Raw genomic sequence first — 23911 nt, 5'->3', positions numbered from 1 at the left:
CTCCTGACCCGCGTCGAGCATCCGGACAGCCGGTATGAATGGTGCCTGTGCCTGACAACGGAATCCACATCGCCAAGGATTTTCCGCCCCTTCACGCCAGCGCGGGGTTCCCGCAGCACTTCTTGTACTCCCGTCCCGAACCGCACACCCGAACCACACAAGCGAGGGGCGTTGCGGGGCAGGGCCAATCGTGGGCCTGCCCCTGCGGGCGAGCTCGACCGCGTACGCGGACCAGGTGTCTGCCGCGTCGGGGGATCCACCACTGTCCTCCGCATGCACCTCCAGGCCGCTCACCGTCGCCCGGCCAACCATCAGGTGTGTGACGCCCTGCGCCGACAGCTCCCGCAGAGTGCGTTCGACCCGCCTCATGTGGTCGGAGCGGTCGCTGCCGTAAGCGGCCGCGGCCTTCGACCGGCGCTCCGGCAGCCTGGGGAATTTCTCCGGCGGCCAGTACAGGACGGACGTCTTGTACGGGTCGGCGCGCCCGGCTCGGCCCTCGCTCAGCCGTTCGTCCGCCAGCCCCTAGATCTCGGCTTCCAGGGCCGCGGGCGGGACCGTCCTCCTTCAGCCGCTTGAACCGGAGCCGAGTCATGCAGCTCGTCCAGCGGCCGCACGCGGCCGAGAGGCCCAGACCCACGCGGCTCGTGCACGGCGTCGGCGGCTTCGTCCCAGTCGTCGTGCGGCTCTCCGAGCAGGCGTCGCACCCAATGGCGCCCGATGATGAGCGTCTCGACGCCGTAAGGCTGCCGGGCCGCCCTCGATCACGTCCGGCGTCACCGGCGTACCAGCGCCGAGCGCGTGATATCCGCCGTGAACCACTCGGCCGCCGCCGTCGCGTTCCGTTCCAGCCGCTCGTACAGGGTGAGCGCGTGGCCGTGCTCACCCGCCGCGCTCCACTCGGCTGCGGCTTCCAGCAGGAACTCCTCGCGGTCCTCGGGAGACTGCTCCACGAGCTTCTCGAACTCCTCAGCCGCCCGTGCGACTGTGAGCGGGGATCCGCTTGTTCCTCTCCGTTTTCCTCTTGCTGTTCTTACTGCCAGTACGGTGCTTGCTGGACATGGATTCACCGTAGTGCGACGGGAGTTGGAGCCGCCGGGCACTCTGCGGGATGACCGGTCCAAGTGGCCCTCGTCAGCCCGGGCACCCGCACCGCCCGTCATGCGGCGCCTGCAGACCGCGCGGCGTCGACCGCCGCCGCGAGTTCCGCGATGTCCGCTGCCAGAGCCCGCCAGGGGCGTGCAAGATCAACGACATGCCGCCAGATCCTCAGCCGCCTCTCCCCCACCGGTACCTCCACGACTCCCGGCCTGCCCGAGGCATAGACGAGATGGCCCTCGGCAAGGCCGAGGCGTACGCAGTACGCCGTCATCTGGTAAAGGTCGTCCCGCTGCGGCTTGGTCTTGAACTTGGCGTCGAGGACGACGGCCTGTCGCAGTACTCCGTCGCGCGTGGACGGCAGGTAGTGCACAAGGTCCGGCTTGAGTACGTGTCTGCCTGCGGCGTCGAGAAAGAAGCTGCGGTCCTGTGCCTCGGGCCTGCCTCCGACGCGCAGGCGCAGCGCCTCACCGACGGCGCGGGCGAGGTAGGCCTCGAAGAGGCGCCACATGGTCACGAGCATCCCGTCGACGGCGATCTCGCGGCCGTCAAGTTCGTACGAGGCGCCGCGCAGGACGAGTTCGGCGAGCACGAGGGCGTGCGCGTAGCGGGCGTTACGTCGGTCGGGGGTCCAGCAGGGCGCGCCGGCTCCGGCGGGCAGGAGCCGGACCCCGTCCAGGCAGGCGGTGAGTCGCTGGAGCTCGGAGCGCGGCCCAGGTTCAAGGCCGGGGACGCGCAGGAGGCGGCGGGCGGCGGCGAGGAGAAGGCGGTTCTCCGGTATGTCGGGCGTGTGGTCGTCGTAGACGACTTCCAGCGGCACGGGGACGCCTGGCCTGCGGCGAAGCTGGTCGGCGTGGCGGATGCGGCCGCGGACGACGGGCAGCGTGTCGTACGTCTCCCGGTAGTCGTGGAGGACGCCGTGCAGCAGGGCGCGGTCGGCGGCGGAGACGAAGGCGCGCGCGAGTGCCGGGAGGAGGTCGGGGCGCAGGTCGGCGGTGACGGGGCGCGGGTCGAAGGTGACGCGTTCGGGAGCGTACGAGACGAGGTGGAGGAGTCGGTCGACGGGGACCTTGGGGGTGATGGTGAGCTGGAGGGTGCCCGCTCCCACACCAAGACGCACGGAGCCGACGCGGTCCTTGGCCTTCAGTCGCCAGCGGGTGGCGGTCTCCGGGTGCATCTGGAGCAGGTCGTCGTGGGCGGCGAGCGTCGCCACCTGGGCTGGGGTGAGCTCCCATGTGGTCCAGCCGCCGCCTTCCGGGAGCCGGATGGGCGCCGCCGTGTCCCGGCAGTCGCGGGGCTGGGTGCGTCGGCCGTTCACGAGTCCTCGGAGCCGGAGCCGTCGCGCGAGGGCGGCAGGATGTCGAGCCGTTCACGCAGGCCGGCGAGGCCGTAGACCTCTTCCACGTCGGTGCCGTCGCCCCAGTGGTGTTCGGTGAGGAGCGGATGATCTGCGTCTTCCACAGACGTTCGAGGGCGCCGTCGCCTGCGTGCGCGAGGTCCTGCATGAAGTACGAGGGGCCGACGCGGAAGGAGCGGTCGCCGGGGCTGCCGTCGGCAAGGAGGCGGTTGATCTCGTCGAGGAGGCGGACGTACGAGTCGTCGTACGCGGCCGGATCCTCGCCTCGTTCCTCCGCCTGCTTCCGCAGCCACGAGCCCAGCACTCCGTTTACCGGCGGTGTGTCGGGGTGGAGTTCCATGAAGGAGAAGCGGCGGCGCATGGCCGCGTCCATGTACGCCACCGAGCGGTCGACGGTGTTCATGGTGCCGAGGATGTAGAGGTTGGGTGGCAAGCGGAAGCCACGGCCGTCGTCGGATCCGTAGAGGAGGTGGACACGCTCGGTGCGATACTCCAGGAGGAAGTACAACTCGCCGAAGATCTTGGCGAGATGGCCACGGTTTATCTCGTCGATGACGAGCACGAACGCCTCGGCCGGACGCCGTTCCGCTTCGTCGGCGAGCTTGCGCAGTGGGCCCCGCACGAGGTCGTAGCCGAGCCCGCCATCGGTTCCGCCGCCCTGCTTGTTGCCCAGGCGGGGGCGGATGCCCTCGAAGAAGTCCTCGTAGGCGTAGGCGGGGTGGAACTGGACGAGGCGCACGTTGGTGGCGCTGGAGGCGCCTGCCAGATGCCGGGCGAGGGCAAGGGCGGTGTACGTCTTGCCGGTGCCAGGTGGGCCATGGAAGATCAACTGCGGTGTGGCTCGGAGGAGTTCGACGCAGTCCTGGAGCCAGGACGTGTCGGGCATGTGGAGCTTCGCGGCCAGCTCAGGTGTGGCGTCGGGAAGTTCCGCAGGGCCATCGGGTACGGGGGCAGTGCGTGGCATGTCCCCGATCAGGGCGAGTACGGTCTCGGCGTACTCGGTGGCCTCGAAGAGTTGGGAGTCCGCGTCCTGGACCACTCCGGAGAGTCGGAGGGCAGGTCCTTGAGGAAGTCCAGGGGCTTGTTCAGGTTGCGCCACTCGACGGGCCGTTCCAACTGCTCCGTCCCGTGGGCGGCAGGGCCGCTCACGACACCGACGTACGTCTCGAAGCCGTCGGTGGACAGCACGATGTCGCCCTCGCGCATCCGGTTGAGGAAGGCGTCCAGCTCGCGGGCGACGCTCTCCCGGCGGGCGGGCGAGGTGGTGGGGAGCGCGGTGTCGACGGCCCTGCGCACGCTCTCCGGGTCGTGGGCTCCCACGGTCAGGGGCTGGAATCCCGTGGCAAGAGTGACCACTGAACGGTCGCGCCAGGGCCCCCGAATGAGGGGGACGGCGGTCTTGGCGTCCGTGCCCCGGATGATCCACAACTGGCGGGGCGGTTCCCGATCGGCCTCCGCCTCATCGGCTGGCTGCTTGGCCGCCAGCAGCGCGTCCCACACCGGCATCCGCCGCTCCGGCAGGGCGCGGACGGTGTCCAGGCTGCTGCGCCCGCGTCGAGAGCCCTCCTCGTCGAGGAGACCACGCCATGTCTCTCGCTCGTGGGGCAGCAGGGGAAGTCCGCGCCGACCTGACCGTCCTCGCCGAGGGCCAGGTACCAGCCCAGTGGGCGCATACCTCGCAGCATCCGCCCCAGGACGTCGGGCTCGACGCTGAACGCTTCGGCCAGATCCTTCAGCGAGACCCACGATCCCCGTCGGGAAGCTTTTCCAGCGCGGTCAGCGCCCGGAGTAGAGGTTCTGCTCCCGACTCCACTGCCTGTAGAGCCGACGCCCTCAAGGTAGAAGTCCACGGGGTCCGGCAAGCGACGCAGGGCGTCGTGGCCGATTCCGGTCAACTGCCAGCGGCGCGTCCTCGGTACAGCCAACCCGCCCGGCCAAGGTTGGTCGCGGACCGGTTCACGTAGTCCTTGAAGGGCGTGTTGTTCTCCTGCGGCGCCTGGTAAACCGCCTGCGCCCAGTCCGCCTCCAGACGCGGTTCCTCGACGAGGACCCGCTCCCACAGCTCCCTGAACACCAGGCCGTCCTGGAGTGCGTCCCGTTCCAGGACGGTGGCGGCGCTGTGCAGGGCACGGGCTACGACGGTGGTGATGCTGGGCACGGCGTCCATTCCTCGCAGGGTACGGGCATGACGGCGCCGTCCGTACGAACATGGGACCGGGCGACTCCGGAACGGATGGCCGATCGGACGAGGCCAACCGATATCCCCCGTGATGACCGGGCGTTCGCTCCCGTCAACACGACGTGATTTCGCAAGCCTACCCCGTACCCCTGACATATGCCGTAGCTTCCAACCCGCCTATCTCAGTGGGTCGTCGAGCGGCCTTTGCGGCATCAGCTCCGCCTCCGGCACACGCGGCGCTTCCCGTTGCACCGTGTACTCCGCCCACACGGTCTTGCCCGGCCCCTGCCGCTCGTCCACGCCCCAGCGTGACGCCAGGGCCTCGACGAGGAGCAGGCCCCGGCCGCCTTCGCGGACCCCGCTCCGGGCATGGGTGGATTCGGTCGCTCGGGATGCGTGTCAGACACCTCGACGCGTACGACACCGGTGGCGCCGTCGTACTGGAGGCGGAACTCGAGTCCCGCCCGGGGACCCGCCCGTGCAGGGCGGCGTTCGAGGCGAGCTCGGCGACGAGGAGGGGCACGGTGTCAGAGGCCGGACCACCGTACGGCACGCCCCACAGGTCGAGCCGGAGCGTGGCCAGTCGGCGTGCGAGCCGCGCCCCGCGCCGGGTCGCGGAGAACCGCTGAACGAACACACTTACGGTAGCGGCCTCTTGGGCCTGTGATGCTGGCATACGCCCAGCGTTCCGACCCTGCGCACCTCACGAACAGGCACGACACCCATACAGATACCGCTGTACCAGTGCACACTCTGGACTGGGTGGGTAACCCACCGTGACCCTGGGCGGGTTGGGCGGATCGGGCCGGGATCGGCGTCGGCGGGAACATGAGCACGGGAGGCGCGCGCGATGGCAGTGGATCACGACGGAGGCGGCACGAGCAGTGAACCCGAACTCTCCGACAGCCTCAAGACCTTCGGCGCGGTCCTCAAGGCCCCGCGGGAGGACTCCGGCCTCACACAGGAGGAGTTCGCTGTGCGGGTGCGGTACTCGGCCGCGTACATCGCCAAGATCGAGCAGGGCAAACGGTTCCCGCCGGCCGATCTGCTCTCGCGGGCCGAGGACGTGCTCGGTGCGGTCGGGGTGAAGGTCCTCACGGCGGCGGCGAGGAGCCTGACGCGGCGGGCAGGGCTGGCTTGGTTCCGGCAGTGGGCCGGGATCGAGGAAGAGGCGATCTCCTTGTATGCGTATGAGTGCCGGGCGGTTCCGGGGTTGTTGCAGCCGGAGGGGTATGCGCGGGCGGTGTTCGAACGTCAACTTCCGCCGTACACCAAGGAGCAGATCGCCCAGAAGGTGGCGGCGCGTCTGGAGCGCCAGGCGCTACTGACCGAGCGGCCGAGCACCGCCTTTACGTTCATCATCGAGCAGGCCATTCTGGAACGTGGGGTCGGCGGCCCAACGGTCACCAGGGCTGTTATTGACCATCTGCTGAGTGGGCGAACGGACCAACGTCGAGATCCAGATCATGCCCCTACATCAGGAAGGCCACTGTGGAGCCGACGGCCGCTGTACATGGCTGAGACGCCAGGACATCAGTGGTTCGGTTACACCGAGGACATCGGTCGAGCAGTCTGATCGCTGATCCCGGCGAAGTGAGCGTCCTCCATCAGCGCTATGGCAAGCTGCGTTCACAGGCCCTGGACTGCCGGGCCACGGTGAACCTCTTGGAACGGATGCGAGGAGCGCCATGAGCACCACCACCCCTGAGCTGTACTGGTTCAAGAGCACTTACAGCGGCGGAGACGGGGACAACTGCATCGAGGTCGCCGTGCGCCCCGAGGCGGTCCATGTCCGCGACTCCAAGGACATAGGGATCCGTCCCCTCGTCGTCTCGCCCGGCGCCTGGTCGGCGTTCACGGAGCTCGCGGTGAAGTCGTCGCTGGACAGCTGAGTCCGAGCCGTACGAGTTGCACGCGGGCGGTGCGGGAGCAACTCCCGCACCCGCCTGATTGCTGCACCCCGCTCCCTACTCCTTCTCTTCCTCGTCCTCGTCGAACATGCCGAGCAGGTCCAGCTGTATGTCGATGCCCTCGACCTCGTCCAGGCCGAACAGGGCCCCGCCCAGCTGATCAGGGGTGGTCTTGCGGCGCCCCTTCTTCTTGGCCGGAGCCGCCGGGCGCTTCGGCGGCCTCCGGCAGGGTGACGCTGGTCAGCGGGCTCGTGCCCGGGGGATGACGATGGCCCTTCGCGGGCGGCAGGGTGAGGGACTCGTGCGTGAAGGGACGACCCTCGGCCATCGCCTCATACACGCGGACGATCTCCTTCTTCGTGTCCTCGAAGAGTTCCGGCTTCTTGTTCTTGAACGCCCGGAAGCTGTCCAGGACGAGGTCTACGTCCGTGCGCTCGATCCCGTAGAGGTGGAAGTACGCGGCGTCGAGTTCGGCACGGATCAGGAAGCGGCGCTCCTCGTCCCATACGAAGGGCGGGCCGTCGTCACCGAGGTACTTCGCCCAGGGCGCCATCTCGTGGGAGGTGTAGGTGAGTTCGAGGACTCGGGGCGAATCCAGTCGGCGAGGGGGGTGTCGTGGGTCCACGGAGTGGAGAGGTCGTACACCTCCGGTCGCAGCACGGGCAGCTGTTCCAGGACGAAGTACGACAGCGACACCCCGGCATGCTTGTTGCGTGCCGCAAAGTCGAGCACCCTGCTGCTCAGGTTGGCCAAGAGAAGCCAGGACGACTCGGCATACGGCAGCATCAATGGCAGCTTGTCGCCAGCCGCAGTCCGCGGCACAGGCGCAATGATCAAAGTTCTCTCATCCGCCGATCGACAGACATTGCGGCGACCAAGCATCCAATCGTGCGGCCAGGCTCCCCGGTTCTGGCCGGGGTCAGCAGCGAGACGGTCCTCCACCTGACTCTCTGCAACCCAGTGGCGAGGCACGGGCAGCCTTTGAGGATCTTCGTGTGCTGCAGTGTCAAACCGTGGCAACGTACCTTTGTTGACTTGGGCTTGTGTCGCACCTTCGTATGTTGCGAACCGGCTGTCGAAGTGATGGACAAACTTCCCTTCGTACAGCGGAAGATACCGATCACCACCTAGTTCATAAATCGTTCCCGTGCGGCTCGCACCAGCGGCTGCCAGGCTCTCGCTACCCTGGAAGAGCTTCGATGCGTTAGCCATGTCGAACATGCGCAAAGGACTGATACGCCATGCGTTCGAAACCGTGTTGCCCTGTCCATCGCGACTCCACAGGATTGGCTTTCGCATCAACTCCTTCAGCACCCGCAGATGGTCCCGACTCGCGCAAATCGGAGCCGTCCTTGTATTCGGATTGATCCGCTCGAACCCCCCGCGTCCAGCGTGAACTCCCGCGCGTCCAACTGATCCGGCCGCCGTGCACGAAACGCGAGACGTACGACCTTGTAGTGCTCGGCGAGGTCACGTGCCATCGTGAACAGGCAGAACGCCACGCGGTTGGTGACCGCCGGAAACAGCTTCTCCTCGTTCTCCATGTCCAGCACCGCCACCATCTGACGCCGCTCGACCAAGTCCGAGAAGAACCCCGCCGTCGTCTTGTCCGTAGCGATCCCCGTAGGCAGAACCAGCCCCGCCATCCCCTCCGGCCTGATCAGCTGCCGCGCCTTCTCCGCGAAGACCGCGTACGTGTTGACGTCACCGAATCCGGTCTTCGGGAACAGGCCCGACTTCCGGCACATGGTGACCTGGCCCTTGGACTCCCTCTGATCGAACTGGTACTCCGCGTACAGCTGGCGGTCGCCCTCGTTGGGCTCGCCGTTCTCGTCCACGCTGTGCGCGAGATCCTCGATCATGCGGTCTCGGATGCTGGCCGTGGCCGCCGCGGCGATGTGCTCGTCCCGCGCCGCGAACCACTCCTTCTTCTGGATCTTGACGCGCTCCCACGGCGGGTTGCCGAGGACCGCGTCGAAACCGCCCTGCCAGCCGGTGTCCGGGTTCGCGTTGTCGGCGTCCGGGTCCTCGACACGGAAGACGCGCGGGAACTCCAGGTGCCAGTGGAAGAACTGGTTGCGGCGGACGATGTCGGCGAGCATCAGCTCGGCCGCCTCGTCCTGCAGCGGCTCGTTCTCCTTGTTCTTCTCAACGTCACGCAGCACGTTCGTCGTGATCGCCGTGGGTGCGCCCTTGTGCTTGGGCCACAGGAACGACGCGCACCACACATCCGCGACCCGCTTCATGTGCTTCAGCTCGGGCCGCTCCTCGAACTGGCGGTGCAGGCGGGCGTGTTGACGCACCTCCGACTGACTGTGGTCCCGGATCCCGGCGACCCTCTCGGCCTCCACGCGCACGGTCGCCGTACTGGTGCGGACGCCCGGCACGGCGAACGGCAGATGCGATTCACCCCGCTGCTCCTTCTCGTTCTGCTGGCGCAGCTTGGCGACGACCGACTGCTCGTCACCCTCCAGCTTCTCGAAAGCCCCGTCCGGGATGCCCGCTTCCAGCCGGACCGGCGTCGCCCCCAGCAATGCGTTGCCGGTCTTGATGCGGTCGTCGAGGTAGGCGAGCGGCTCGCCTGGAGTCAGCGACTCCAACCACAGTGACACCTTGGCGAGTTCGGCGGCGAGGGGGTTGAGGTCGACACCGTGGACGCAACGGCGTACGACTTTGGCCATCGCCTCGCGCACTCGCTCAGGGGCGGGCTGAGACTCGCCGTGCACCATCTGCGCGTACCGCAGCGCGATGCGCCGCGCCGCTGCGACGAGGACGTGACCCGAGCCACAGGACAGGTCCACGAAGTTGATATCGAGCAGGTGGTCAGGGACGCCTGAGGCCTCTATCGCTTGGCGACCGGGTCGAGGGCGTTGTCGAGGAGCTTCTCAATCAGGACGGCCGGGGTGTAGTACGAGCCGGTCAGCTTGCGCTTGTTGCCCGCGTCGAGGTCCTTGAGTTCGAAGATCTCGTTGTCGGCCTCACGGGCCGGCACGAGCTCCAGGAGGACTCGTAGACGCTGCCCAGTTCCTCGGCGCCGAGGTGGCGGTAGTCGACGCGGGTCGTGCGGCCCTTCTCCTTGATCCGGGAGAGCAGGCGTACCGCCTCCAGGAGCCGCTCGTTGAGCAGCTTCGCCGCGCGCAGCGGCTCGGCGCCGCCGGGGAGACGGGTGGGCCGGGCGTCCTCGTCGATCTCGCTCGGCTCGGGGAGGTAGTAGAGGCCGCCGAGGCCGGGGAGCGCCAGCGCGGGTTCGCCGCCATCGCGGCCGAGGGCGTTCAGGACATGCTTGAGGCCCTCCCACAGGTCGGTGTTGTGGTCGCCCTTGCGGCAGGAGGCGATACGGCGCAGACGGGCGGTGGAGAAGTAGAGCGCGTAACGCTCGCGGGCCGCCTGGTTGGCCTTCACTTCGGCCTTCTTGGCCTTGGGACCAGGGCGTTCGAGGAGGGCATCGCGGTCCTCGGCGACGAACAGAAAGATCAACTGGTAGGCGAGGCGCAGCAGTTCGTGGTGGAAGTCGTCGAGCGCGCGGCGGCCACCCACGGTGATCGCATCGGTGAGGTCCGGGTTGTTCTGGAGAAAGCCCGTACCGAGGATGGACAGGGCCTTGGCGACCTGGTCGCGCAGCAGGTTGCAGGAGCGGATGCCGGTCTCGACGGCGAAGTCGCGCCACCACTCCAGACGGCAGTCCGCCGGGGTGAGCAGGGCCTCGTCGGCCGCCGTGGCCCCGGTGTCTTCCTCGCCCGCCTCCTCCTCGCCTTCGTCCGCGTCCTCGGCGGTAGCCGCCCCCGGCGCCTCTTCTCCGGTTTGGGCACCAGCTCCAGGCGGGAGGCGTGCAGCAGCGCGTACATCAGCAGGAAGTCGGAGAAGTCGCCGCCGCCGAAGATCGCTTCGAGGTCGAACTCGACGTACGCGGAACAGACGAGCGCGGTCGAGTCGTGCAGCAGGCGCAGGACCCGGCCGTTGGAGAGGACGCCCCACAGATGGTCAGGGGAGGCGTTGAGCAGTTCCTGCATCATCGGCTGAGGAGCCCGGGAGCTGTTCGCCGACAGCCGGTCGAGCGGCGTCGTCCAGCCGAGGAGGTGGATGGGGACGTGATCCTGCCAGTCGTGGCTGACCTGGTAAGGGTCTCGGCCCGGAAGCTTGATGCCACCACGACGGGCGGCGAGGCGGCCGTAGCCCAGCTCCTCCAGGAGCGTCAGGAGCCAGACGCGGGTGGTCTGAAGGGGATCGACCTTGCCGTCGAGCTCCTTCAGCTCCTCCTGGAGGGAGGTGTACGCGGCGCGCAGCGCGTTCCATTTGCGGCTGGCGGCGTCCTCGGTGCGTACGCCGCGTCCGAGTCCGTAGTCGGCGGGGGCGCTGCCGGGCAGTTCGGGGTCGCCGGAGCGGATCTTGCCCAGGAGGTCGGCGGAGAGCAGGCCGCCCTCGACCCGTACGGCGGGTGAGGCGGGGAGGCGGTCAGGTGCGAGGGCGGTCACCGGTCTCCTCCGGGGGCGGTCTGCTGTGCGTGCGGGGCGTTCAGGTACACGTACACACCGAGCTGGTCGGGCTCGCCGGACAGCTCGACATCGATGCGGCGTGCGGCGGCGGCGCCGCGCTCGCGGCCACGCTGGCCGGCAGCCTCGCGAACCCGCTGGTGGGCGTCCTGCAGCCGGTCAGCGAGGAGTCGGCCGCAGGCGGTCAGGTGGTCGCGTACCTCGTCGTCTTCGAGTTCCGCCGTGGCGCGGCGGCCTGCTGGTCGCGCAGGGCGGGAATGGTGTTGCTGTCCGGCATGGCGGTGAGCAGGGCGGCGGTCTCCTCGTCGGACAGCCAGACGCGGCGGCCGTCGTCGCCGGTGCGCCAGGCGACGATCTGGGCGTCGTCGGCGACCAGGACCCGCGGCTCGTCGCTGGCTCGCGCGGGGGCAGAGTGAGGCGGAAGCGGTAGCGGGTAAGCAGCAGGACGGTACGGCGGTCCACAGCCGCGGTGCGGATCACGCCAAGGCGTCGGGCGGGCGCTCCTCGGCCGGCAGGCTGGTGTCGACGGCCGCGTCGAGGAGGTAGCGGGCGAGGGCGCGTACGGCCGGATCGGTGCGGAAGAGGGCGTGTTCGCCGCGGGCGACCGGCAGATCCTCCCGGAAGACGAGGTCGCGGGGAACGGCCCGGGAGCGCCCCTTGGCCTTCGCCTTGGGAGGGCCGCCCGGCGCGGCGGTCTGATCGATGTCCTCATAGAAGCCGAGGGCGTGCTTGAGGCCGGTCGGCAACAGGTCGACCGGGGCTTTGAAGCCGCGATCACGGGGTCGCCGATCGGCTGGGCGCCCAGCTGGGCCAGCGCCTCGCGGGTGAATACGGCGATGTCGCCGGGGTCGCCCAACGCCTGCCGCAGCGCGTCGAGTTCGGCCTCGACCTCTTCTGGGCGCAGCCCGGTGTGGGCGAATTTGGTGAGCACCTTCGACTCGCGCTCGGCGGCCGACTCCCATTCCTTGTGCAGGGCTTCGCGGGCTCGGCCGAAGTCGGGGTCCTCCTCGAAGTCCAGGGTCAGCTGGCCCTCGGGCTGCCCGCCGCGCAGCAGCAGCGCACTGGCGAGGGCTTCGAGGACGCCCCGGCCCTGGTCGGGGACGAGGACGGCCACGCCGGTCTGGTCGGCGATGTCCCTGTGCTTCTGGATGAGGACCTTCAGGACGAGACCGTCGATGCCGGTGTCGGTGTCGTAGACGGTGATCTCGCGGACGCGGCGGCGCGGCTGGCCGAAGCGGTCGACGCGGCCCGCGCGCTGGAGGTGGCGGGTCGGGTTCCACGACAGGTCGTAGTGGATGACGGCGCCGAAGTGGTCCTGGAGGTTGACGCCCTCGGAGAGGCGGTCGGTGGCGACCAGCACGTGTCGGCCGCGCCGGGTGGTGAGTTCGTCCACCCGGGCCTGGCGGGCGTCGGGGTGAAGGGTGCCGGTAACCGCCTCGACGCCGCGCTGCGGCCCAGTTCCTCCTAAAGGTGCTCGGCGACGTACTCGGCGGTCAGGATGTAGTGGCAGAAGACGATCGGGTCGTAGCCGTCGACCAGCTGCCGCTTGACGCGGTCGACGAGTATGCGCAGCTTGGCGTCGGTCTCGGGTCCGGCGAGGGCGTCGGCCCGCTCGGCGAAGGCGGCGAGGGCCTCGGCTTCGGCCTTGCGGCGCCCGACCTCGTCCGTACGGCCGTCCTGGGGCTCCCGCGCCTCCTCCGGCTCGTCCGGGAGGGAGCCGGGGACCACGTCCATGCCCTCGGCTGTCTCGTCGTCGGAGAGCTCGAAGGCGGCGGCCCGGCCCAGTTTCTCGGCCTCGGCCTTGCTGCGGGTGGCGGCGACGAGCGAACGGGTGCGCGGGTCGCGGCGACCGCGGCGGGCGAGGACAGGACGCAGCGCAGCAGAGTGAGCGCCGTCCACCAGGACATGCGCTGCTGGTGGTCGCCACCGGGGCGACGTGCCTGCTGGCGCGTGTAGGCGATGATGTCGGCGACGAAGCGGGCGTAGTCGGCGTCGAGCCGGTAGAGCGCGTCCTGGGTGTCCCTGTCCTCGGGGAAGGGCGTGTCCTGACCGACGTACCGCTTGATGTCGTGGCGGCGGCGCTGCACGAAGTGGCGGGCCAGCCGGTCGCGGTCCGCGGACCGAGTGGTGTCCAGAGTGCGCAGTGAGGGGTCGAGAAGGCCGGTGAGCTTGGAGAAGGCCTGCGGGTCCCCGCTGTGCGGGGTCGCGGTGACCAGGATCAGGTGACGGTCGCGCTCATTGCGGTCGGCGAGTGCCGACAGCAGCTCGTAGCGTTTCTGCGGCTCGTCGCTGCTGCCGGCGCCCACGCAGGTGTGGGCCTCGTCGACGATGAGCAGTTCGGGGCAGTGGCGGCGGAACGCGTCACGGCGCTCGTCCTGCTTGATGAAGTCGGTGGACACGACCGTGACCGGATAGTGGTCGAAGATCGACCGGTTGGGGTCGTCGATCGCCTTCTGTAGACGCGCGGCCGTGGACGGCAGCACCAGCTCCGCTTCCATGCCGAACTTGTCGCGCAGCTCGCGCTGCCACTGCTCGGCGAGCGAGGGCGAGCACAGCACAGTCATGTTCCGTGCGGACCCCTGCTCCATGAGCTCCCGAGCGATCAGCGCGGACTCGATGGTCTTGCCGATGCCGACGTCGTCACCGATGAGGAGACGTACGGGGTCCATGCGCAGAGCCATCATCAGCGGCACCAGCTGGTACTGGCGGGGCTGTACCGCGACCGAGGCCAGGAGCGGAAGGGGCCCGCGCCCGCAGTGGAGGCGATCCGCAGGGCAGTGCGCAGCAGCGAGGCGGAGGCGAAGTCACCGGCCTCGCCGGACCGGGGCTGTGGGCGGCCAAAGCCGGGCTCGCCGACCTCTCCGGGGAAGAGCGCCGCGACGAATTCGCGGTCTCCGTCGAGAGGTTGGGCGAGGACCAGCTCTTCGGTGGTACCGGGCAGCACGACCCAGTCCCGGTCCCGGGCGCGGATGAGCGTGCCGGGGGCGCGGCCGGTGACAGTGCTCATCGGTCGCCTCCCCTGTGGTCGCGGCCGATGCCGAAGACGTCCGGGTATGCGCGCACGGTGTCCTTCCAGTCGGGTTCGGCTCCGGCCCTGATCACCAGCCAGCCGTCGTCCATCATGCGGTACTCGTCCTGTTCGGTGAGGCGGCGGGCTCCCTCGTGCTCCAGGAACACGGCGACTTCGGCACCTGCGAGGTGGTAGACCACGTCCGCGACAGGGGTGGCCGTCTCGTCGGGGAGGCGGTGGCCGTTGTCGGCAAGAAGGCGCAGGAACGCCTCGACTGGCGTGTCCGGCGCGGACCGCTCCTGCGATTCCGCAAGCGGTACAGACGCTCCTGAAGCCCGGGGGCGGGAGCCGTCGCCTGTACGGGACCGGGCGAGCGCGACCAGCAACGGCGCGGCACGGTGGCGGTCGATCTGCTTGTGGGATCCCGGTTGGAGTAGGACAGCAAGCAGTCGTAGCAGCCGAGTTCGCAGCGCTCGGCCGCGCCCTCAGCCCGGTCGAGGTCCTTGCCGTCCTCGTCGTAGTGGATGATCCGCAGTGCTTACCTCGCCACCCGTGCGAGAGCGCCCTCGTCGTCGTACAGGCGGCGCAGCACGCCCGCGCCGCCCTCGGCGCTCTCGACGAAGAGCGTCCGGCCGCGCCTCTCGGCGTCCGGGAGGTTCTCGCTCTCCAGCTCGGAGTCCTCCAGCTGGAAATGTGCCTCGATGCCGCGCTCCAGGGCGTAGCGCAGCGAGACGGCGGTGATGTCGTCCACCGGCTCGGCCATCCGCAGCACAGCGATGTTCTTGGTGTCCTGGGCGTAGGGGATGACCTGGAGAGTGCGCTGGGCCTGGTCGAAAGAGGCCAGGGACTCCTCCTCCGTCGACTCCTCGTCCATGCGCGCCGCCTTGCCCTCCGAAAGCCATCTGCCGCTGACCGGATCGAGCCAAAGCCCTGGCCCGAACGGTCTTTGCCGTCGCGCTTGCGGTAGCCGAGGTTGAGGACGCGCACACTCGCCGAGTCGCCGTAGGCCACCTCGGCGAGCGCCGCTCCGTCCGCGCTGCGCACCGGCCGTAACGCGCCGCCCGGGGCGTGCCGGTAGACGGTCCGCAGACGGAAGCCGCGCTTGAGGCGTTCCTCCTCGTCGGAGGAGATCCGGCGGCGCGGTTCGGCGTGCACCTGGGTGAGCTGCATCAGTTTCGGCAGGGTGCGGTGGAGCGGGACGTCGCAGTTCTCGCAACGATCGGCGCCTTCCGCCCGGTCGTGCCAGTAGCCGCACGCCTCACAGAGTCGTGTCGCTGGTCGCGACCTGCCCTGGACGGTCGCCCATCGGAACGGTCACACGGTCGATGGTGTAGCGGTTGCCCTCGTGGTAGATCAGAGCGCCCGGCCCGAACTCGCCGATCGCGATGAAGCGTGGGCGCTGGATGTACGCGCCGTTGCGCTGCCCGTACTTGCCCGACGAGCGCTCCCCGGGCACGTACGCGGCAAGCGGCAGCCGAGGGAAGGAGTAGCCAGGCAGGAACCCTCGGAGGCGAAGTAGCGGTAGGTGTAGAAGTCGCTGTACGACTCGCTGTCGGCCTCGTTGCGCAGCAACTTCAGTTGGTTCTCCGCCTCAGCGCGTCGGCCGGCCGCACGGTCGCGGTCCCTGCGGCTGAGCGAGAGGTCGTTGGCGCGGCGGTGCTGCTGCTCCACCTCGGTGCGGGCAGTGCGGTAGAGGCGGCGCCAGCGCTCGCACGCCGCGTCGATGCTTCCCAGCGCCTGGCGTACCGTGCGCTCCACCCACCCCTCGTACCACCAGGAGGCGACCGAGAGTTCGTCGTGGAGAGGGGCGAGAACTTCGGTGGCCCGGCTGATGGCGCGCAACCGGACGGGTTCGCTGTCGAGGGCACCCGCACCTGCGGCAGGAGGTCGAGTGGCCATCGCCCGGCCTCGCCCGCGGTCTCGGCGTCCAGCACATCGGTGAGACGACTGCCCAGGTGGATGCCCGTCTCGGCAAGCCAGATGGAGTGGACGTGGGAGCGGATCAGCTCCTCGTTGGCGAGGTCGAGGCGCGGTGGGTGACGCTGCCGGAGACCATGAGTCCCGGGCGGCGGAAGTAGTACTGGTCATGCGGGGAGCCCGTGGAGCAGTACGTGGTGACGAGTGCGGGCTGCCCGCGCGACCCGCGCGCCCGGAGCGCTGCGCGTAGTTGGCGGGAGTCGGCGGGACGTTGCGCATGCCGACCGCGTTCAGCTCGGCGATGTCGACGCCCAGCTCCATCGTGGGAGAGCAGTACAGGATGTCCAGGTCACCCTTGCGGAACGCCTTCTCGCGGATGAGGCGTGTCTGGGCGTCGACCTGCGCGGTGTGCTCGTGCGCCTTGATGCCGGTGAGCCCGGCGGCTCCGTCGCGGTAGAGGTCACGGAAGTACCGGTTGACCCGGACGTCGGCGTCCGCGTCGGTCACCTTGCGCACCAGGTCGGGCTCGGGTCTGGTGCCGTCGCCCCGCAGCCAGCGCAACGCGGACGCGCGCAGCTGATGGGCGAGGGAGCCGTCGCGCTCCTCCTGGACTGCGGCGAGCAAACCGCACTCCCGCAGCACGCGCATCAGGTCACGAATGACCGCGTCGGCGTCGGCGACCGGGATGCGCTTGCCGGCCTGGCCGGGCAGGGCGGCGAACTGGCCGATGCGGCGCAGGTAGCGGCCGTAGCCGCCGAGACCGCTGAAGGCACCGCGTCGGCTGCCGTGCCGGTCTTCCCCGGCCCGCGTAGGCCAGACGCGAGCGGACACGCGGCTCACGCGTGGACAGTGCCCACAGGTTGACGAGATGGGCGTCGCTGATGCTGCCGAGGCGGTCGAAGCCCTCCTGGGTGAGGCACTCCACCTCTACAGCGAGAGAGCGGCGCACTTCGTCGAGGAGGTCGCGAGCCAGCTGCTCGCGATGGGCGGCCGTGTCGCCGGTGAGCAGGGGATGGCAGCCCTCCCAGCACTCGGGAGCGGCGGCGATCTCGGCCAGGTCGGTGTACTCGAAGCGCAGAAGACCTGTCCGGGACAGATTGGGCATGGTGACACGCCAGCCGCGCTCCAGGTCGGCGTAGACACGGTAAGCGAGCAGTTCACGCAGTGCAGGTGGGCGAGATCACGCTGGTGGAAGTTGGCTCCCGGAACCCTGGCGTAGGCCTCCATCGGGAGGCAGAGGGCGTCGAACACGGCCTGGGGCAGACGGTCGAAGGTCAGCCCGCGCTCCCCCGCCGTGTCCAGCGCGCGGTACAGGGCGCCGCGGACCTGCGTGACGAGGGCGAAGTCGTTGAAGTGCCCGGCCTGGAGACTGGCGTCCTGCCGGTTGTCAACGAAGGTGAGGAGCTTGCGCGCCTTCTTCTTCAGCTCCGGCTGGGCGCGCAAAGATCGCACGATACGAGAGCTGATGAGCGAGACCGCGGAGCTGCGGCCCTCTGCTGAGAAGGTGCCCAGCTTGGCGAGATCCTTGAGCCGCAATTGCTCGTACGAGGTACGACAGTGCAAGCAGAAGCGGAACGGCGCGCCGACCCACCAGGCGCGCAGGCCGGTGCCGGATTCGGTGATCCGGCCGTCGGGGCCGATCCACACCTCCTCGGGCAGGTCTCCGGCTCGGGCCTTGAGTACCGAGGACTGACCGTCGTCGTCCGTCTCGACCCAGCTCGCGGGGAGGCGCCGAAGCACGGCGTCTTGATCGTGCTCGTCGGGCCAGGGCCGGTCGTCGCTGACGTACAGGAAGCCGTCGCCTTCGGAGGCAGGCGCGTCCGGGTCCTCACGAGCCTCGAAACGTTCGCCTTCGAGTTCGTCGGGACGGGTGACCACCAAGTACTCCTTGCCGCAGTCACGGCAGAAGTGCAGGGGAACGAGCGGCTTGTCCAGGTGGTCGGGGACACGTGTCTGGTACTGGCTGGTGAGGTGACGGCCGCCCGGCGGTTCGAAGCTGACGTAGACGGTGTCGCCTTTTGACAGGAACTGATGCAGCCGGAAGGCGAACAGCGGCCTGCCGAGTTCGGGGTGCCTGGCGTCCGCTCCGGCACGCAGTACCGCCTCGATGGCCCGGCGACAGACCTCGGCAGGTTCCCTGCTCGCCTCGGCCAGCAGGTCCCCGGCCTGGGGAATGGTGAGAGGGGGCGACGGATGAGCCGCCCCCGGCCTTCTCCACATCGAGCCCGACCGTGTCCTCGACCCAGACAGCCAGAGGATCGCGGCGCAGGGTGTCGTAGTCGGCGGGGAGCTCGGCGGAGTGGCGGCGGCACGCCGCACGGCGCCGGCGAGGGGCTCGCGAGGGTGGACTCCGGGCACGGCGTCGGGCCGGGGTCGGTCGAGCGCTCCAAGGTCTCGCCGATGACGCGGTCAGGACGGATCTCGGTACCGAAAAGACGGGTGGCGACCTCAGCGATGTCCTGTTGGGCATCGGCGAACGTGTCGGCCGTGGCCATGGTGGCCGAGGTGCCGATGCACTGAAGGTCCGGCGCCTCGCAGGCGTCCCGCAGCCGACGGACGAGGAGAGCGACGTCAGCTCCCTGACGACCTCGGTAGGTATGCAATTCGTCAAGAGCAAGGAAGCGGAGGCCACGGGCCGCGCCGATCAGCTCCCGCCGCTCGTCGGGACGGGTGAGAAGGTACTCCAGCATCACATAGTTGGTAAGCAGAATATCCGGCTTGTTCCGCAAGACCTGGAGGTTGCGTTCGCTGTTCTCCTGGCCGGTATAGCGGGCGAAGGTCACCTTGCGGTGATCGTCCCGAATGCCCCACTGAAGGTAGCGCTCCAGCTCGTCGAGCTGGCTGTTGGCCAGCGCGTTCATGGGGTAGACGACGATCGCCGAGATCCCGTCGGGGTTGGGATGGCGGAGCACATGATCAACGATCGGCACGATGTAGGTCAGGCTCTTGCCGGAACCAGTACCCGTGGTCAGCACGTACGAGTCACCGCCGTCGGCGGCCACGATGGCCTCGCGCTGATGCTGATGAAGAGAGAGTGCGACTGCCCGGGTCGTCCTCATGCTCCTTGTGCCGGAAATACTCCCGGCACAGCGGGTGAAGCAGGCCGTCGTCACACAACTCGGCCACAGTACCGCCACTGCGGAAAGTGGGGTTCAGGGCGAGCTTGGGGTCGGGCCAGCGGGTCTTGCGCCTTCTCTCGTCGGCGAGGTGCTTCTCGATCTCCGGATCCCGTACGGCGACGAGGGAGCTGGTGAACGCCTCGTACTCGGCGATGAGGTCATGATGGACACCAAATACGTCCACAGTCGGCCGGGCCCCTTTGAATCCACTGCTCGTGCATCACGTCCCGTTTGCCGCACACCTGGCGCCAGCGGCCGACGCATCTGCCCCACTTTACTGTTCGTGCAGGGCACGGCGGCTGATACATCCGCACGCTGCTCTGCCCATGATCCCAGGCCCTTTCATATCCCGAGGGACTTCAGCCGGTGAGGCGTGGTTCACTGCCAGCGATGGTCATCACGGCAGAGACCAGGAGACCAAACGGAGGGAAAGCCGCCAGTGCCCCATGACATCGATCAGACATTCCTCTCGCTGCCGCTGCGGGCGCTCGCCGACGCCGCGCTCGCGCACGCCCGCGCACTCGGCGCCGACCATGCCGACTTCCGCCTGGAGCGGGTGCGCAGCGCGGCCTGGCGGCTGCGCGACGCCCGGCCCGCGGGCTCGTCCGACACCACGGACCTCGGTTACGCGGTCCGGGTGGTGCACGGCGGCGCCTGGGGCTTCGCCTCCGGCGTCGACCTCACCATGGACGCCGCCGCCAAGGTCGCCTCGCAGGCCGTGGCGATGGCGAAGCTGTCGGCGCAGGTGATCGCGTCGCGGGCTCGAAGGAGCGCGTGGAGCTGGCGGACGAGCCGGTGCACGCCGACAGGACCTGGATCTCCTCGTACGAGATCGACCCGTTCGCCGTACCGGACGAGGAGAAGAGCGCGCTGCTCGCCGACTGGAGCGAGCGGCTGCTGCGGGCGGACGGGTCGCCCATGTGGACGCCTCGCTGCTCACCGTCCACGAGAACAAGTTCTACGCGGACACGGCGGGCACCGTCACCACCCAGCAGCAGGTGCGGCTGCACCGCAGCTCACCGCGGTCGCCGTGGACGGCAAGACCGGCGAGTTCGACTCGATGCGCACGATCGCGCCGCCGGTGGGGCGCGGCTGGGAGTATCTGACGGGCACCGGCTGGGACTGGGACTCCGAGCTGGAGCAGATCCCGGCGCTGCTCGCCGAGAAGATGCGGGCGCCGAGCGTCGAGGCCAGGTCGTGCGACCTGGTGGTGGACCCGTCGAACCTGTGGCTGACCATCCACGAGTCGATCGGCCACGCCACCGAGCTGGACCAGGCGCTGGGGTACGAGGCGGCGTACGCGGGCACCTCGTTCGCCACCTTCGACCAGCTGGGCAAGCTGGCGTACGGCTCCTCGATCATGAACGTGACGGGTGACCGCACCGCCGAGCACGGGCTCGCGACGATCAAGTACGACGACGAGGGCGTCGAGGGGCAGTCCTGGGACCTGGTGAAGGACGGCACGCTGGTCGGCTACCAACTGGACCGCCGCATCGCCAAGTTGACGGGCCTGGGCCGCTCGAACGGCTGCGCCTTCGCGGACTCCCCGGGCACGTCCCGGTCCAGCGCCTGGCCAACGTCTCGCTCCAGCCGGACCCCGGCGGGCTCTCCACGGAGGACCTGATCGGGGGCGTGGAGCGCGGCATCTACGTGGTCGGCGACCGCTCGTGGTCGATCGACATGCAGCGATACAATTTTCAATTTACCGGCCAGCGGTTCTTCCGTATCGAAAACGGCAAGCTGGCGGGCCAGCTCCGCGACGTCGCCTAACAGGCGACCACCACGAACTTCTGGGGCTCGATGGAGAAGGTCGGCGGCCCGCAGACGTATGTGCTCGGCGGCGCCTTCAGCTGCGGCAAGGCCCAGCCGGGCCAGGTGGCGGCGGTCTCCCACGGCTGCCCCTCGGCCCTGTTCCGGGGCGTGAACATTCTCAACACCACGCAGGAGGCGGGCCGATGACTCCCGGAACCGCCGCACCGCCCCGGGCGGGGCCGGGGATCACTCCCCGGGTAAGCACAGTCTGAACACGACGCAGGAGGCCGGGCGATGAGCTCCCGTACGACCGTCAAGCCGCACGAGATCGTCGAGCGGGCGCTCGCGCTGTCCACCGCCGACGGGTGCGTCGTCATCGCGGACGAGCAGTCCTCCGCCAATCTGCGCTGGGCCGGCAACGCGCTCACCACCAACGGCGTGACCCGCGGCCGCACCCTCACCGTGATCGCGACCGTCGACGGGGCGCAGGGCACGGCCTCGGGCGTGGTGTCGCGGTCCGCCGTGACCGCCGACGACCTGGAGCCGCTGGTCCGGGCGGCGGAGGCGGCGGCGCGCGGCGCCAGGCCCGCCGAGGACGCCCAGCCGCTGATCGAGGGCGTGCCGGTGGCGGCCGACTTCACCGACGCGCCCGCCGAGACCTCCTCGGCGGTCTTCGCGGAGTTCGCCCCCGCCCTCGGCGAGGCCTTCGCCCGGGCCCGCTCGGGCGGACGCGAGCTGCACGGCTTCGCCAACCACGAGATGACCTCCTCGTACCTGGGTACGTCGACGGGCCTGCGGCTGCGCCCGACCAGCCGACCGGCACGCTGGAGCTCAACGCCAAGTCGCCGGACCGGGCACGTTCGGCCTGGGCCAGGCGCTCCACGCAGGACTTCAAGGACGTCGATCCGGGCGCCTGGACGAGGAGCTCGCGGTCCGGCTCGGCTGGGCCGAGCGCCGCATCGACCTGCCCGCGGGCCGGTACGAGACGCTGCTGCCGCCCACCGCCGTGGCGGACCTGCTGATCTACCAGCTGTGGTCGTCGAACGCGCGGGACGCCACCGAGGGCCGGACCGTGTTCTCCAAGCCGGGCGGCGGCACCCGGCTCGGCGAGAGCTGGCCCGGCTGCCGCCGACGCTGCGCAGCGACCCGAACGAGCCGGGTCTGGAGTCCGCGCCGTTCCAGCTCGCGCACTCCTCCGGCGACGACGCCTCCGTCTTCGACAACGGTCTGCCGCTGGCCCCCACCGACTGGATGCGGGACAGGAAGCTGGAGCGGCTGATCACCACCCGGCACAGCGCCGGGCTCACTCATTTGCCCGTCACCCCGTCGATCGGCAACCTGGTCCTGGAGGGCGGTGGCGAGCGCTCGCTGGACGAGATGGTCGCGGCCACCGAGCGGGGCCTGCTGCTGACCTGCCTCTGGTACATCCGCGAGGTGGACCCGGCGACGCTGCTGCTCACGGGGCTGACCCGGGACGGCGTCTACCTCGTCGAGAACGGCGAGGTGGTCGGGGAGGTCAACAACTTCCGGTTCAACGAGTCGCCGGTGGACCTGCTGTCGCGGGCCACCGAGGCCGGGCGGACCGAGAAGACCCTGCCGAGGGAGTGGAGCGACTGGTTCACCCGGCCGCGATGCCGGCCCTGCGGGTGCCGGACTTCAACATGAGCTCGGTCAGCCAGGGCGTCCGACCCCCATACACTGGCTGTCGCACATCAATACACCAGACCATCAATGCACCAGACCAGGAGACGTACGACCGTGACGGACATCGTCGATGAGCTGCAGTGGCGCGGGCTGATCGCCCTCTCCACTGACGAGGACGCACTGCGCAAGGCGTTCGCGGACGGTCCCGTCACGTTCTATTGCGGCTTCGACCCGACCGCGCCCAGCCTGCACCTCGGCAACCTGGTCAGATCCTGACCATGCGCCGGATCCAGCAGGCGGGCAACCGCCCGCTGGGCCTGGTCGGCGGGGCCACCGGTCTGATCGGCGACCCCATGCCGAACTCGGAGCGCACGCTGAACGCGCCCGAGGTCGTCGCGGGCTGGTCGAGCGGCTGCGCGGCCAGATCGAGCGGTTCCTCGACTTCGAGGGCCCGCACGCCGCGACCATGGTCAACAACCTGGACTGGACGTCTGGCCTGTCGGCCATCGACTTCCTGCGGGACGTCGGCAAGTACTTCCGGGTCAACAAGATGATCGCGAAGGAAGCGGTCGCGCGGCGGCTGAACTCCGACGCGGGCATCAGCTACACCGAGTTCAGCTACCAGATCCTGCAGGGCATGGACTTCCTGGAGCTGTACCGGCGGTACGGCTGTGTGCTCCAGACCGGCGGCAGCGACCAGTGGGGCAACCTCACTGCGGGCACCGACCTGATCCACCGGGTCGCCCCGGAGGCCGAGGTGCACGCGCTGGCCACCCTGCTGATCACCAAGGCCGACGGCACCAAGTTCGGCAAGACGGAGTCCGGCACGGTCTGGCTGGACCTCGAGCGCACCACGCCGTACGCGTTCTACCAGTTCTGGCTGAACGCGGACGACCGCGATGTCTCCAAGTTCCTGCGGATCTTCAGCTTCAAGTCCCGCGAGGAGATCGAGGAGCTGGAGCGGGTCACCGAGGAGCGCCCGCAGGCGCGTGCCGCGCAGCGCGCGCTCGCCGAGGAGCGACGACGCTGGTGCACGGCGCCGACCAGTGCACGGCGGTCGTCGCCGCGTCGAAGGCGCTGTTCGGGCAGGGCGAGCTGGCGGAGCTGGACGAGCCGACGCTGGCCGCCGCGCTCTCCGAGCTGCCGCACGCCGAGGTCGCCGAGCTCGGCCTGGTGGTGGACCTGTTCGCCGAGGTGGAGCTGGTGGCGAGCAAGTCGGCGGCCCGGCGCACGGTGAAGGAGGGCGGGGCCTACGTGAACAACGCGAAGGTGACGTCCGAGGACGCGGTGGTCACGGCCGACGATCTGCTGCACGGCCGCTGGCTGGTGCTGCGCCGGGGCAAGAAGAACCTGGCCGCGATCGAGGTCAAGAGCGTCTGACCTGCGCGTACGTCATTCGGCGAGGGGCGGTTCCGTTACGGGGCCGCCCCCTCACCGT

22 protein-coding genes and 6 pseudogenes are annotated in these 23911 nt (G+C 69.3%); 8 read left to right on the top strand and 20 right to left on the bottom strand.

The window, feature by feature from the left end; genetic code table 11:
* Positions 1-773: 773 nt before the first annotated feature.
* From QIY60_RS22685 to QIY60_RS22675, 3 genes are all read right to left on the bottom strand, one after another.
* Positions 774-950, bottom strand: a complete 177-nt coding sequence (locus QIY60_RS22685) for a hypothetical protein (RefSeq protein ID WP_283144100.1) — start codon at positions 948-950, stop codon at positions 774-776.
* Positions 951-1156: 206 nt separating this feature from the next.
* Positions 1157-2413 carry a restriction endonuclease gene (locus tag QIY60_RS22680; RefSeq protein ID WP_283144099.1) on the bottom strand — a complete coding sequence of 419 codons (1257 nt, stop codon included), beginning with the start codon at positions 2411-2413 and terminating at the stop codon, positions 1157-1159.
* Positions 2410-2556 carry a hypothetical protein gene (locus QIY60_RS22675; protein ID WP_283144098.1) on the bottom strand — a complete coding sequence of 49 codons (147 nt, stop codon included), beginning with the start codon at positions 2554-2556 and terminating at the stop codon, positions 2410-2412. The genes QIY60_RS22680 and QIY60_RS22675 overlap by 4 nt, the downstream gene beginning before the upstream one ends.
* 105 nt (positions 2557-2661) lie before the next feature.
* On the opposite strand from QIY60_RS22675, the gene QIY60_RS22670 reads away from it, so the two are divergent.
* Positions 2662-2871, top strand: coding sequence for a hypothetical protein (locus tag QIY60_RS22670; protein WP_283144097.1), 210 nt, complete (start codon positions 2662-2664; stop codon positions 2869-2871).
* Between the two features lie 553 nt (positions 2872-3424).
* Here the strand turns inward: QIY60_RS22670 and QIY60_RS22665 are convergent.
* The 3 genes and pseudogenes from QIY60_RS22665 to QIY60_RS22655 all read right to left on the bottom strand — a co-directional run bounded on the left by QIY60_RS22665 (position 3425) and on the right by QIY60_RS22655 (position 5307).
* On the bottom strand, positions 3425-3958 hold the full coding sequence (locus tag QIY60_RS22665; protein WP_283144096.1) for a hypothetical protein: 534 nt from the start codon (positions 3956-3958) through the stop codon (positions 3425-3427).
* Positions 3959-4343: 385 nt separating this feature from the next.
* On the bottom strand, positions 4344-4619 hold the full coding sequence (locus QIY60_RS22660; RefSeq protein WP_283144095.1) for a hypothetical protein: 276 nt from the start codon (positions 4617-4619) through the stop codon (positions 4344-4346).
* 189 nt (positions 4620-4808) lie between these two features.
* Positions 4809-5307: pseudogene (locus QIY60_RS22655) on the bottom strand (ATP-binding protein).
* Between the two features lie 174 nt (positions 5308-5481).
* On the opposite strand from QIY60_RS22655, the pseudogene QIY60_RS22650 reads away from it, so the two are divergent.
* A pseudogene (locus tag QIY60_RS22650) lies at positions 5482-6323 on the top strand (helix-turn-helix transcriptional regulator).
* Complete coding sequence (locus tag QIY60_RS22645; RefSeq protein ID WP_283144094.1) at positions 6320-6523, top strand: DUF397 domain-containing protein; 204 nt, start codon at positions 6320-6322, stop codon at positions 6521-6523. Before QIY60_RS22650 ends, QIY60_RS22645 begins: the two are co-directional and overlap by 4 nt.
* Before the next feature lie 178 nt (positions 6524-6701).
* Here the strand turns inward: QIY60_RS22645 and QIY60_RS22640 are convergent, their stop codons facing one another.
* From QIY60_RS22640 to QIY60_RS22620, 5 genes are all read right to left on the bottom strand, one after another.
* Positions 6702-7094, bottom strand: coding sequence for a hypothetical protein (locus QIY60_RS22640; RefSeq protein ID WP_283144093.1), 393 nt, complete (start codon positions 7092-7094; stop codon positions 6702-6704).
* Between the two features lie 754 nt (positions 7095-7848).
* On the bottom strand, positions 7849-9342 hold the full coding sequence (locus QIY60_RS22635) for a hypothetical protein (protein WP_283144092.1): 1494 nt from the start codon (positions 9340-9342) through the stop codon (positions 7849-7851).
* A gap of 41 nt (positions 9343-9383) precedes the next feature.
* On the bottom strand, positions 9384-9533 hold the full coding sequence (locus QIY60_RS22630) for a hypothetical protein (RefSeq protein ID WP_283144091.1): 150 nt from the start codon (positions 9531-9533) through the stop codon (positions 9384-9386).
* The gene (locus tag QIY60_RS22625; protein ID WP_283144090.1) at positions 9461-10078 is read right to left on the bottom strand and encodes a hypothetical protein; all 618 of its coding nucleotides are present in this window, start codon (positions 10076-10078) and stop codon (positions 9461-9463) included. Before QIY60_RS22625 ends, QIY60_RS22630 begins: the two co-directional genes overlap by 73 nt.
* Positions 10015-11013: a hypothetical protein gene (locus QIY60_RS22620; RefSeq protein WP_283144089.1), complete on the bottom strand. Its 999-nt coding sequence runs from the start codon at positions 11011-11013 to the stop codon at positions 10015-10017. The genes QIY60_RS22625 and QIY60_RS22620 overlap by 64 nt, the downstream gene beginning before the upstream one ends.
* A 29-nt stretch (positions 11014-11042) precedes the next feature.
* On the opposite strand from QIY60_RS22620, the gene QIY60_RS22615 reads away from it, so the two are divergent.
* Positions 11043-11447 carry a hypothetical protein gene (locus QIY60_RS22615; protein ID WP_283144088.1) on the top strand — a complete coding sequence of 135 codons (405 nt, stop codon included), beginning with the start codon at positions 11043-11045 and terminating at the stop codon, positions 11445-11447.
* 60 nt (positions 11448-11507) lie between these two features.
* Here the strand turns inward: QIY60_RS22615 and QIY60_RS22610 are convergent, their stop codons facing one another.
* On the bottom strand, positions 11508-11777 hold the full coding sequence (locus tag QIY60_RS22610) for a hypothetical protein (RefSeq protein ID WP_283144087.1): 270 nt from the start codon (positions 11775-11777) through the stop codon (positions 11508-11510).
* A 164-nt stretch (positions 11778-11941) separates the two neighbouring features.
* Between QIY60_RS22610 and QIY60_RS22605 the strand changes: the two genes are divergently transcribed.
* A complete protein-coding gene (locus tag QIY60_RS22605) occupies positions 11942-12499 on the top strand; it encodes a hypothetical protein (protein ID WP_283144086.1) in 558 nt (185 codons plus the stop codon).
* 25 nt (positions 12500-12524) lie between these two features.
* On the opposite strand, the gene QIY60_RS22600 is transcribed toward QIY60_RS22605, so the two are convergent.
* From QIY60_RS22600 to QIY60_RS22565, 8 genes and pseudogenes are all read right to left on the bottom strand, one after another.
* Positions 12525-13700 carry a DEAD/DEAH box helicase gene (locus QIY60_RS22600; RefSeq protein ID WP_283144085.1) on the bottom strand — a complete coding sequence of 392 codons (1176 nt, stop codon included), beginning with the start codon at positions 13698-13700 and terminating at the stop codon, positions 12525-12527.
* 14 nt (positions 13701-13714) lie between these two features.
* Entirely contained in the window at positions 13715-14038 is a 324-nt protein-coding gene (locus QIY60_RS22595) for a hypothetical protein (RefSeq protein ID WP_283144084.1), read from the bottom strand.
* Complete coding sequence (locus QIY60_RS22590; RefSeq protein ID WP_283144083.1) at positions 14035-14427, bottom strand: hypothetical protein; 393 nt, start codon at positions 14425-14427, stop codon at positions 14035-14037. The genes QIY60_RS22595 and QIY60_RS22590 overlap by 4 nt, the downstream gene beginning before the upstream one ends.
* A 152-nt stretch (positions 14428-14579) precedes the next feature.
* Positions 14580-14915, bottom strand: a complete 336-nt coding sequence (locus tag QIY60_RS22585) for a DUF1998 domain-containing protein (RefSeq protein WP_283144082.1) — start codon at positions 14913-14915, stop codon at positions 14580-14582.
* Positions 14916-15394: 479 nt separating this feature from the next.
* Positions 15395-16798 (bottom strand): helicase C-terminal domain-containing protein, encoded by a 1404-nt coding sequence (locus tag QIY60_RS22580; protein WP_283144081.1) that lies wholly within the window; start codon positions 16796-16798, stop codon positions 15395-15397.
* Positions 16799-16885: 87 nt separating this feature from the next.
* A complete protein-coding gene (locus tag QIY60_RS22575) occupies positions 16886-18178 on the bottom strand; it encodes a hypothetical protein (RefSeq protein WP_283146153.1) in 1293 nt (430 codons plus the stop codon).
* 326 nt (positions 18179-18504) lie between these two features.
* A pseudogene (locus QIY60_RS22570) lies at positions 18505-19017 on the bottom strand (DEAD/DEAH box helicase); the annotation flags it as partial.
* Entirely contained in the window at positions 18941-19261 is a 321-nt protein-coding gene (locus QIY60_RS22565; RefSeq protein WP_283146152.1) for a hypothetical protein, read from the bottom strand. The pseudogene QIY60_RS22570 and the gene QIY60_RS22565, both read right to left, overlap by 77 nt.
* A 255-nt stretch (positions 19262-19516) precedes the next feature.
* Here QIY60_RS22565 and QIY60_RS22560 point away from each other — a divergent pair.
* The 3 pseudogenes from QIY60_RS22560 (at position 19517) to tyrS (ending at position 23853) form a co-directional block, all read left to right on the top strand.
* Positions 19517-21036, top strand: a pseudogene (locus QIY60_RS22560) (TldD/PmbA family protein).
* 87 nt (positions 21037-21123) lie between these two features.
* Positions 21124-22514: pseudogene (locus QIY60_RS22555) on the top strand (metallopeptidase TldD-related protein); the annotation flags it as partial.
* Between the two features lie 73 nt (positions 22515-22587).
* A pseudogene (tyrS, locus tag QIY60_RS22550) lies at positions 22588-23853 on the top strand (tyrosine--tRNA ligase).
* The last annotated feature ends 58 nt before the right edge of the window (positions 23854-23911 follow it).

The organism is Streptomyces sp. BPTC-684, from assembly GCF_030028635.1.
Lineage (GTDB): Bacteria > Actinomycetota > Actinomycetes > Streptomycetales > Streptomycetaceae > Streptomyces > Streptomyces noboritoensis.
The sequence above is the reverse complement of the archived record's forward strand: the minus strand, read 5'-3'. Positions and strand labels throughout refer to the sequence as shown.

What these genes read in the sequence shown, in the direction of transcription:
- QIY60_RS22600 (WP_283144085.1), bottom strand. Translation starts at nt 13,700, where the DNA reads ATGGACCCCGTACGTCTCCTCATCGGTGACGACGTCGGCATCGGCAAG.
- QIY60_RS22595 (WP_283144084.1), bottom strand. Translation starts at nt 14,038, where the DNA reads ATGAGCACTGTCACCGGCCGCGCCCCCGGCACGCTCATCCGCGCCCGG.
- QIY60_RS22640 (WP_283144093.1), bottom strand. Translation starts at nt 7,094, where the DNA reads ATGGCGCCCTGGGCGAAGTACCTCGGTGACGACGGCCCGCCCTTCGTA.
- QIY60_RS22575 (WP_283146153.1), bottom strand. Translation starts at nt 18,178, where the DNA reads ATGTGGAGAAGGCCGGGGGCGGCTCATCCGTCGCCCCCTCTCACCATT.
- QIY60_RS22660 (WP_283144095.1), bottom strand. Translation starts at nt 4,619, where the DNA reads ATGGACGCCGTGCCCAGCATCACCACCGTCGTAGCCCGTGCCCTGCAC.
- QIY60_RS22585 (WP_283144082.1), bottom strand. Translation starts at nt 14,915, where the DNA reads ATGGACGAGGAGTCGACGGAGGAGGAGTCCCTGGCCTCTTTCGACCAG.
- QIY60_RS22665 (WP_283144096.1), bottom strand. Translation starts at nt 3,958, where the DNA reads ATGCCGGTGTGGGACGCGCTGCTGGCGGCCAAGCAGCCAGCCGATGAG.
- QIY60_RS22645 (WP_283144094.1), top strand. Translation starts at nt 6,320, where the DNA reads ATGAGCACCACCACCCCTGAGCTGTACTGGTTCAAGAGCACTTACAGC.